Source organism: Geomobilimonas luticola (genome assembly GCF_018476905.1).
Taxonomy (GTDB): domain Bacteria; phylum Desulfobacterota; class Desulfuromonadia; order Geobacterales; family Geobacteraceae; genus Geomobilimonas; species Geomobilimonas luticola.
This window is the reverse complement of sequence record NZ_JAHCVK010000014.1, coordinates 26,016-36,032: the sequence shown is the minus strand read 5'-3', so window position 1 is coordinate 36,032 and position 10,017 is coordinate 26,016. Positions and strand designations below refer to the sequence as shown.

Below are 10,017 nucleotides of genomic sequence, written 5' to 3'. Positions count from 1 at the left end.
TGAATGGTGAATGGTGAATGGTGAATGGTGAATGGTGAATGGTGAATGGTGAATGGTGAATGGTGAATGGTGAATGGATGAGGGCGCCGGAAGAATGGGCGCCCTTTCTGTTTTTATGGAAAGATGCCACCGGGCAAGTGATTGACTGTCGTCCGCGCTGATGATACTTTTGCCCCATGCGGACAACGGAATGCGAATCGATTATCCTCGGGGCTACGGACTACCGGGAAGCTGACCGCCTCGTGACTTTTTTCTGTCACGAGCACGGCAAACTGCGGGGGGTAGCGCGGGGAGCGAAACGGAGCCGTCAGCGATTCGGCGGCGCGCTGGAGCCTTTTGCCCGCCTTCGCCTCCAGGTCGGCCTGAAGGAGGGGCTGGTGCAGGTCCAGGGTGCGGACATTCTCACCGTCTTCGCCGGTATTCGTGCCGACCTCGCCCGGATCGGCTGCGCCGGTTACGCCTGTGAGCTGGTGGACCGCCTGCTCCCGGAGGGGGTCACCAATCCCCGCCTGTTCCGTCTCCTGTCCGCCTTCCTCGAATTTCTTGACCACTCTCCCCCTGTTGGATCAGCGCGGCGCTTTTTCGAGCTAAACCTGCTGAATATTCTCGGCTACCGGCCGGCGCTCGAACAGTGCGCCGGCTGCGGCGCGGATCTTGCCGGCCTCGGCCGGCTCGGTTTCAGTGCGGCTGCCGGCGGGCTTCTCTGCCGGAACTGCGATACCGGAGCCACGCAGATTGCGGCCACCACGGTATCCCTTCTCCAGCGTTGCCTCGCCACCGGTCGCTTCGGTGCCGTCGATTTCCCCTCCCCGGCGCTGGCGGAGGCCGGGAAACTCCTGGACGCATGCATTGCCATCCACCTGAGCCGCCCCCTCAATTCCCTTGTTTTTCTCCGTGAACTCGAAGGAGAAGCGCCGGGCGGTCCCGTCCAAATTGGTTGACCGGCGCGGCGAGCCGGGTTATAGTATGCGTTCGATTTTCCCCCAGAAAAGCTATGGATTGAGGCGATGGCAGTAGACCTGAGAAAACTCCCCCCCCAGAGTATCGAAGCGGAAATGTCGCTCCTTGGCGGCATCCTCATCGACAACGATGCGATCAACCGGGTAATCGAGATACTCGAAGTTGATGATCTCTACCGGGAGACGCACCGCAAGCTCCTGCGGGCAATGATCGAGCTCAGCGAGCGTGGGGAGCCGTGCGACCTCATTACCATGACCGACATCCTGAAGAAGAAGGGAGATCTGGAAGAGGTCGGTGGCGGCGCGTATCTGGCCACCCTCGTCGATTATGTGCCGACCGCTGCGAACATCGCCTACTACAGCAGGATCATCAAGGAAAAGTCGGTGGTGCGCAAGCTGATCTCCGCGGCAACCGAGATCGTCACCCAGGGGTACGACGAGCAGGTAGAGGTGGACAAGCTTCTGGACGGTGCCCAGAAGGTAATCTTCGAGATATCGGAGAACAAGCTCCGTCCCGCCTTCGTGCAGGTCGGCGCCGTCCTCAAGGATACCATCAAGAACATCGAGAAGCTCTATGAGAAGAAGGAGCACATCACCGGCGTCCCGACCGGCTTCACGGACCTGGACGAGAAGACCGCCGGTTTTCAGCGCGGAGACCTTATCATCATTGCCGGCCGCCCCTCCATGGGGAAGACCGCCTTCGCCCTCAATATCGCCCAGTATGCGGCGATCCATGCCGACCAGCAGCAGCCGGTTGCCGTATTCTCCCTGGAGATGAGCAAGGAGCAGCTGGTGACCCGTCTCCTCTGTTCCGAGGCACGCATCGACGCCAGCCGGCTCCGCACCGGCCATCTCATCGATTCCGACTGGGACCGGCTTGCCCGGGGGGCCGGGAACCTGCACGAGGCGAAGATATTCATCGATGACACCCCGGCCATCTCCGTGCTGGAGATGCGGGCCAAGTGCCGCCGCCTCAAGGCGGAACACGGCATTGCCTTGATCGTGGTCGACTACCTCCAGCTGATGCGGGGGGGCTCCAATCCCGAATCGCGCCAGCAGGAGATTTCCGAGATTTCCCGCTCCCTCAAGGCGCTTGCCAAGGAGCTCGACGTGCCGGTGGTGGCCCTTTCCCAGCTGAACCGGGGACTGGAAAGCCGCACCGACAAACGGCCGATGATGAGCGATCTCCGGGAATCGGGTGCCATCGAGCAGGATGCGGACGTGATCATGTTCGTCTATCGTGGCGAGGTCTACGAGAAGGAGAACGAGGAGCTGAAGGGGAAGGCGGAGATCATCATCGGCAAGCAGCGTAACGGACCGATCGGGATAGTCGATCTGGCTTTCCGGGGTGAATATACCCGCTTTGAGAACCTGAGCCGGCGGGAAGAATACTAGGCCGGGACCGGGGACCCGTGATCGGGGACCAGGGAAAGGTCGTTACTCCAAAATTGCGAGGTATACCATGATAGACTCAACAGCCCGCATCAGTGCAACGGCGGTCATCGCACCGGATGCGGAGATCGGCCCCAACGTCATCGTCGGCGACCATTCGTCGGTGGGGAGCGGCACCCGGGTCATGGCCAACGCGGTCATCGGTCCCTGGACCACGGTCGGCAGCAACAACACCATCCACTACGGTGCCATCGTCGGCCATGATCCCCAGGATTTCGGCTACCACGGCGAGGAAAGCTACCTGGAGCTGGGGAACGGCAACATCATCCGGGAGTATGCCACCATCCACCGTGGGAACCGCGCCGGGACGAAAACCGTGGTCGGCAACGAGAACTTCCTCATGATCCAGTCCCACGTGGCCCACAACTGCATCCTGGGGAACAACATCATCGTCGCCGGCGGCTCGCTCCTTGCCGGACACGTCGAGGTGGCGGACCGGGCCATCATCTCCGGCAACTGCGTGGTCCACCAGTTCTGCCGCATCGGCGGGTTCGCCATGATGCGCGGCCTCTCCCGCACTTCCCGCGACGTTCCCCCTTTCTGCATCATGGACGAAACCCACACCGTCAAGACCCTCAACCTGGTGGGGTTGCGGCGCAACGGTTACGACCAGAAGCGGGTCCGGGCCATCAAGAACGCCTTTGCCGTCCTGTTCCGGAGCGGTCTCAACATGCCCAACGCCGTGGCCAAGGTGGAGGCGGAGCTGGAGGTGACCGACGACGTGCGGCATCTGCTCGATTTCATCAAGGCCTCCAAGCGGGGGGTGTGCTTCGGAAAAGGACAGGCAGTAGGCGATTTCGACTAGGGAACGGATCTTTTTCGCCCTGGCTGCGTAAGTCTTCAGGTTCGTTTGTGCGGCGTACCTCCAGTACGCCTCCGCACTCTCCCTCGACAGCCTTGCCAGGACGAAAAATCTCTCGTTCCTGAAAAGTTTGCGGTATCTATAAGTTTGAAAGGAAAGGGTTACCCATGACAACCTACAACCCCATGCGGGAACTGCCGGCCAAGGCCGGCTACAAGGCGGGGGACATGTTCGTCCTTTGCGGCGAGCTGTTCGGCCGGGGCTACGCCAACGGCATCATCGACGAGGCGCGCCGGGCCGGCATGACCATCATCGGCACCACCGTTGGGCGGCGTGACGCCGACGGGACGCTCCGACCGCTGAACGACGCCGAGCTGGCGGAAGCGGAAGCGAACCTGGGGGGGAAGATCATCAACGTCCCGCTTGAGGCCGGTTTCGATATGGAGCCGGACGGCAGCGGCACTACCCCCTTGGACCAGCTGAAGGGGGTAAAGACGGACGAGTGGGAGTCTGTCCGGCTGAACTGGGAGGGGATCGAGGCGTCCCGCCAGTCGGGCATCCGGCGCTTCACCGCCAACATGGGGAAGGTGGCGGAGGAACTGGAGCGGCTCATCCCCGCTGGGGCCAGTGTTCTGTTTGCCCATTCCATGGCGGGGGGAATCCCCCGGGCGCGGATTTTCATGCCACTGCTGAACAAGGTGTTCAAGGGGCAGGGGGAGCGCTTCATCAGCTCGGAGACTTTCTGGAATTCTGAACTGGGGCGGCTCTGCCAGCTCTCCTTCGACGAGGTGACCGCTGACACGTTCCGCTACCTCATCGATGCCACAGTTGCCATCCGGAAACGCAACACGGCTGCCGGTGCCCGGGTGAGTTACGTTGCCTATGGCTATCACGGTTGCGAAGTGCTCGTCAACGGTCGCTACACCTGGCAGACCTATACCCCCTACCTGCAGGGGTGGGCCAAGGTGCGCCTGGAGGATGTGGCCACGGCCGCCTGGAACGAGGGGGTGCGGGCGACGGTGTTCAACTGCCCGGAGATACTGACCAATTCCAGCGCCCTCTTCCTCGGCGTGGAGATATCCCTCTATCCGCTCCTGGCGGCCCTGGAGAAGGAGGGGAACGGCAAGGCGGCCGAGCAGGTCCGGCAAGAGTGCCAGGCGCTGCTGAAGCCGGACGCCGGCGTCAGGGATATCCTGGAGAAGGCGAACGACTACCTTGCTTCACCGGTCCTGGCTCCCTTTGGCGACTACGCCGGCTGGCCGCTCCACAACACGCCGGAACTGGCGGAACTGATGCTCGGCTGTTCGGAGGAACTCCTGGGGATGAACGCCAACCCGAAGGAGATCGTCTGTGGCGTCCTTTCCCGGGCGGTTTTCAGCGGTGTCGGCCGGCTCATGTTCGATGCGGCATGGGCGCCGGCCGCCCCGGTTTTCTGGCTGAACCATGACGTGATTGCCCGCCGGTTGCAGGCGGACTGAAAACGTAGTCGATCATACCCAATCCACAAAAGGTGACGCCCGTTTATGCCCCAGAAGGTGCTGCTGGTCGATGACGTCAACTTGTTCCTGGAGCTGATGAAAGGGTTCCTCAAGCTCTCCTCCGTTCACGTGCTGACGGCCAGCGACGGCGCGAAGGCGCTGGAAGTCGTCCGTCGGGAAATGCCCGCCCTCGTCTTTATGGACCTGCACATGCCGAACATGGGGGGGGACGAATGCTGTGCGCGCATCAAGGCCGATCCGGCCCTCAAGTCCATACCGGTGGTCATGCTGACCGCCGACGGGAAAGAGGAAGACCGGGTCCTCTGCATCAAGGCGGGGTGCGACGATTATCTGACCAAGCCCATCGACCGCAACCTCTTTCTTGACAAGGCGCGTCACTTCATTCCGAGCGTCGACCGACGGGACAAGCGGGTTCCCTGTGCAGCCAAGGTCAAGTTCCGGGTCTTCGGTATCACCCTTTCCGGCGACGTGGTGAACATGAGCGAGCACGGCGTCTATGTGGCGGCCACCTGCGCGGTGGAGTTGGGGACGACCATGGACCTGGTCTTTGCCCTGCCGGACGGGAAGGGGTCGGTGGTCCAGACCAAGGGGCGGGTCGCCTGGGTGAACGGCGGGAGCACGCGGCTGAAGGGTAGTCTCCCCGAGGGGTTCGGGGTTGAGTTCATTGCCATGACCGAGGAATCGGCCGTCGCCGTTCGCGCTTTCATGACAGGGGCCGGCGGCTGAAGGATTCGCGGGATTAGCTAATAACGGGAAAGGGGGACCATGCGGTCCCCCTTTTTTTGCGAGCCTTCTTAACAATAGCGAATTGACGTGCTGGCGGAGTCCCGTCCGCTACGGTCGAGTCCTCCGCTGCGAACCTTGTCCAGCTCTATTTCAAAACGGGCGACACTGCAGTTTTCTGTGGATGCCTTCGTGGAAACTTCCGGCGGGTGTTCGCTGCCGCTCGGTCTCTCCCTCCACTTCCGACACTCCACCAGCACGTTTCCACTTTCCCCATGAAGAATGTGTCGAATTTACGCTGATTCAGAACCTGTTGGCAAGGTTTCGTCTATGTGTATCATCGGTGTTAATCCGCTGTTATCGGCGTTAATCAGCGTTCAATTGACGTTATTCGTTTCATACGGCTGGTTACCCTGAACAGCCACCGGCATGGCTCGGCCGGCGATCTCGGCCATGGCGAGGGGAGCGCCGGGGGCGGAAGACGCTGCTTCCTCCGCCACCTCGGCGAGGGTGACGAAGCGGACTCCCCGGTCGGTGAGCCGGGCGAGGAGGTCGGTGAAGACTGGCGCCATCGCCATCCCCTCGAACTCGGTGTGGATCGTGTGGACGTTGAGCCCTGGCTTGAGCAGGGTGAGGTAGTGGTCGTTGATGGTTTCGGGGGTGATGCCGTTCTCCCCCAGGAGTTCATCCATGGTGGGCCAGGTGGTGGGGATCTGGAGGGTGCGGAAGGTCCTCCCGTCCATGACCGGGTAAAAGGGATGGGTGCCCCGGCAGTCGCTGCAGTAGGAAAGATGCATGGCGTCCTGCACCTCCAGGGAATCGGCGGAGACCGTCCACCCCGGCGCGGCGGTGGTCAGGGCCCGGTGGCCGAGCACCTCCTGGTAGAGGGCGCTTGCCTTTCCCAGTTCCATGGCGGTAACCGGCTTGGGGAACCAGGGGAGGTAGTCGTGCCACTTCACGTGGTCCCAGCAGTGGATCCCCACCACGTGCCCGGCCCGCTCGGTTTCCTTCAGAATGTGGGGGAGTTTGGCAGCGATGATCGGCGGCGGGAGGATGGTGCCGGAGAGGAGGGTCCGCAGGCCGAACATCGAGGGGGCCTTGGTGCGGAACATTTTCTTCAGGAAACCGGGACGGAAGATGCGGCGGATCGCCTTTCCCGAGTTGTCCGGTCCCATGGAGAAATAGAAGGTGGCCCTGATGCCGAACCGCTCCAGAATGGCGAGCAGGTTCGGCACGCCGTCGCGGGTACCGACGAAGGTGTCGACGTCTACTTTCAGGGCTATGACGGGCTTGTCCATGGGTTCGTTAAGGGAATGACGGTAGGATAAGGTCGCCGGTCGGTTCCGGCTGCCGGCTCACTCTACCTTTACATGGACGGAAATACAAGAGTTTTCCGGCAGGGGGGGTGGCAGATTGTTCGGGGCAGTGAGGCCGCTTCCATCCGGAGAGCGGCCTTTGTCATGTCAGATCATAGAGAGTACCGGAAGAAGTTACAGCAGGTGCTCGATCTTCTCTCGCTCTTCGACCAGGTAGAAATCCAGGGTCTTCCGGAGCGCGTCGTCGATGTCGGTGGTCGGCTCCCAGCCGAGACGGGTTTTGGCGTTTTTGACGGAGGGGACGCGGGTCAGCATGTCCTGGTACCCCTTGCCGTAGAAGGTCCCGGACGATACCTCCACGAGTTTGCATGCTTCGGCCCGCTCCCGGTAGGCAGGGTACTCCTTCACTAGGGTGATGAGCTTCTCTGCCAGTTCCCTGACGGAGAGGTCGTTCCCCGGGTTGCCGATGTTGAAGATGCCGCCGTCGGCGCAGCCGTTCTCGTTGGCGATGATTTTCATCAGGGCGCCGATGCCGTCCTCCACGAAGGTGAAGGAGCGGCGCTGGCTGCCGCCGTCCACCAGCTGGATCGGTTCTCCCGCCAGGATATTGTAGAGGAATTGGGTGAGGACCCGGGAGCTCCCCTCCTTGGCGGTGCTGATGGAGTCGAGCTTGGGGCCGATCCAGTTGAAGGGGCGGAACAGGGTGTAGCGAAGCCCTTCGTGGGCGCCGTAGGCGTAGATGACCCGGTCGAGCATCTGCTTGGCGCAGGAATAGATCCACCGCTCCTTGTTGATGGGGCCGAGCATGAGGGGGGAACTCTCCTCGTCGAACTCCCGGTCCGGACTCATGCCGTAGACTTCGGAGGTGGAGGGGAAGATGACCCGCTTCTTGTACTTGACGCACTGGCGGATGATCTTCAGGTTCTCCTCGAAGTCGAGCTCGAAGACCCGGAGCGGGTCCTTCACGTAGGTAACGGGGGTGGCGATGGCTACCAGAGGGAGCACCACGTCGCACTTCTTGATGTTGTACTCGATCCACTCCTTGTTGATGGTTATATCCCCCTCCAGGAAGTGGAAGCGGGGATCGCCGAGGGAGCGCTCAAGTTTGTCGCAGGCCATGTCCAGGCCGAAGACCTCCCAGTCGGTGGTGGTGAGGATGCGGTGGGTGAGGGCATTGCCGATAAATCCATTTACGCCTAAGATGAGGACTTTCACTCATTTCTCCTTGGTACGGCTCCGATAACTGGCCTCACGCTCCTTGCATGTGGCGCTGTCTCGAAACCGGTGATTTATTGGAAACATTCTATGGCAACGGTTCGTTTTCCTACAAAAGCGACAGCAGAAGACTCTTCCTCTCCTTCCACCTGAAGCGACCTGATTTCCAACAGCCCTTCGCCGGTACCGACGAGGAGCGGATTCGCGGAGACGACCCGGCCAGGTTCGCCCGCTCCCTCCACCGGCCACGCCTGCCAGACGATCACTTTTCGCCCCTCCAGGTGGGTGAATGCACCCGGATAGGGATGGGTGACGCCGCGGATCAGGTTGTAGATCTGCACGGCGCTCCGCGTCCAGTCGATAAGGCCATCGGCCGGTTTCCTGCCGCCGCAGTAGTTCCCCGCCTTCAGATCCATGGGGATGCGGGGGGCCGTGCCGTCCACGAGCTTCGGCCATGTCCGGCCGATGACCGTCACCGCTGCATCAGTCACCTTGTTGAAGACGTCGAAGGCGGTATCGGTGAAGGCAATCGCGACCTTTTCCCGATCCACGATGTCGCCGGCGTCGGGCTTCTCCACCATGTAGTGGAGGGTCGCGCCGGTTTCCGCCTCGCCGTTGATTACTGCCCAGTTGACCGGCACGCGACCGCGGTAGCGGGGAAGGTACGAGCCGTGGAGGTTGAGGGCGCCGCGCCGCGCCAGTTCCAGCACCTGGGGCTTGATCATGTTCCGGTAGTAGAAGGAGAGGAGAAAGTCGGGGGCCATTTCCCTGAGCCGCTCCACGTTTGCCGGCTCGTTGATATCGGTGGTCAGGTACGGAATCTTATGGCGTTCCGCAAGCTCCCGCACCGACTCGAACCATATCTCCTCCGTGGGGGAGTCCTCGTGGGTAAAGATGAGCCGGACGTCAGCTCCCTGGCGGAGCAGTTCCTCCAGGCAGCGGTAACCGACATTGTGATAGGCGCAGACGACAACAGAAGACATATAAAACCTTTTCTAACAGGGATATTCAGGATGATCAGGATGAAAGAAATTTGTCGGATTGCCTTCTAAAGGATTTTGACTTTATCCTGTCTATCCTGTTCATCCCTGTTAATTCTGCTTTTTGTTTTCTTGCCCGTGCACCCGCCGTACCACATAGCGCGGCCGCTTCCTCACTTCCTGGTAGATCCTCCCCACGTATTCCCCCACCAGGCCGATGCCGAAGATGATGATGCCGATGAAGAAGAAGAGGATGGCGAAGAGGGTGAACACCCCTTCCACTTCGGAGCCGACCAGGAGCCGTCGCACGATGAGGAAGAGGGCGAAGAGGACCGAGGAGAGCGAGGTGAGGATTCCCATCAGGGCGAAGAGCTGGAGCGGCACCACGGAAAAGCCGGTCATGAGGTCGAAATTGAGCCGTATCAGCCGGTAGAGGGAATACTTGCTCTCCCCCTCGGCCCGTTCGGCATGGGCGACCGGTACCTCTCCCGGATTCGAGGCGAAGGTCTGGGCCAGGGCCGGAATGAAGGTGGTGGTCTCCTGGCAGCGGTTGATGTTGTCCACCACGTTCCGGTGGTAGGCGCGGAGCATGCAGCCGTAGTCGCTCATCCGCATGCCGGTCATCTTGTTGGTGGTGACATTGACGATCCGGGAGGCGAATTTGCGGAAGAAGGTGTCCTGCCGCTTCTGGCGCACACTCCCCACCACGTCGTGACCATTCTCGATCTCCGTCACCAGCTTGGGAATCTCCTCCGGCGGGTTCTGCAGATCTGCGTCGAGGGTGATGACGATGTCGCCGCGGCTTATCTCGAAGGCGGCGAGGATCGCCATGTGCTGGCCGAAGTTGCCGTTCAACTCGATCACCCGTACTTCGGGGCAGCTGTGGGCCAGTTCCTTGAGGATCTCGATGGAGCGGTCCCGGCTCCCGTCGTCGGTGAAGATGATCTCGAAGGGGCGTCCCATCCGCTGCATGACCGGGTAGATCCGCTCGAAGAGGGGGTGGAGGTTTGGTTCCTCGTTGTAGACGGGGACGACGACGGTGATGTAAGGCTTGTCGGACATGGGATAACC

General features: G+C 61.3%; 9 protein-coding genes. 5 read left to right on the top strand and 4 right to left on the bottom strand.

The annotated features are described in order from the left end of the window. Positions 1–176: 176 nt before the first annotated feature. The 5 genes from recO (at position 177) to KI810_RS16570 (ending at position 5,438) form a co-directional block, all read left to right on the top strand. Entirely contained in the window at positions 177–941 is a 765-nt protein-coding gene (gene recO, locus KI810_RS16590) for a DNA repair protein RecO (protein ID WP_214176687.1), read from the top strand. Positions 942–1,007: 66 nt separating this feature from the next. Continuing rightward, positions 1,008–2,354: a replicative DNA helicase gene (gene dnaB, locus KI810_RS16585; RefSeq protein WP_214176686.1), complete on the top strand. Its 1,347-nt coding sequence runs from the start codon at positions 1,008–1,010 to the stop codon at positions 2,352–2,354. 67 nt (positions 2,355–2,421) lie between these two features. Further along, a complete protein-coding gene (gene lpxA, locus KI810_RS16580; RefSeq protein ID WP_214176685.1) occupies positions 2,422–3,216 on the top strand; it encodes an acyl-ACP--UDP-N-acetylglucosamine O-acyltransferase in 795 nt (264 codons plus the stop codon). 164 nt (positions 3,217–3,380) lie between these two features. Further along, positions 3,381–4,691 carry an enoyl ACP reductase FabMG family protein gene (locus KI810_RS16575; protein ID WP_214176684.1) on the top strand — a complete coding sequence of 437 codons (1,311 nt, stop codon included), beginning with the start codon at positions 3,381–3,383 and terminating at the stop codon, positions 4,689–4,691. 45 nt (positions 4,692–4,736) lie between these two features. Next, entirely contained in the window at positions 4,737–5,438 is a 702-nt protein-coding gene (locus KI810_RS16570; RefSeq protein ID WP_214176683.1) for a response regulator, read from the top strand. 374 nt (positions 5,439–5,812) lie between these two features. Here KI810_RS16570 and KI810_RS16565 read toward each other — a convergent pair whose 3' ends face one another. From KI810_RS16565 to KI810_RS16550, 4 genes are all read right to left on the bottom strand, one after another. After that, the gene (locus KI810_RS16565; RefSeq protein ID WP_214176682.1) at positions 5,813–6,733 is read right to left on the bottom strand and encodes a 4-deoxy-4-formamido-L-arabinose-phosphoundecaprenol deformylase; all 921 of its coding nucleotides are present in this window, start codon (positions 6,731–6,733) and stop codon (positions 5,813–5,815) included. Between the two features lie 192 nt (positions 6,734–6,925). Further along, entirely contained in the window at positions 6,926–7,966 is a 1,041-nt protein-coding gene (locus tag KI810_RS16560; RefSeq protein WP_214176681.1) for a bifunctional UDP-4-keto-pentose/UDP-xylose synthase, read from the bottom strand. A gap of 74 nt (positions 7,967–8,040) precedes the next feature. Further along, positions 8,041–8,949, bottom strand: coding sequence for a formyltransferase (locus KI810_RS16555; RefSeq protein WP_214176680.1), 909 nt, complete (start codon positions 8,947–8,949; stop codon positions 8,041–8,043). A gap of 108 nt (positions 8,950–9,057) precedes the next feature. Continuing rightward, entirely contained in the window at positions 9,058–10,008 is a 951-nt protein-coding gene (locus tag KI810_RS16550; protein ID WP_214176679.1) for a glycosyltransferase, read from the bottom strand. Between the last annotated feature and the right edge of the window lie 9 nt (positions 10,009–10,017).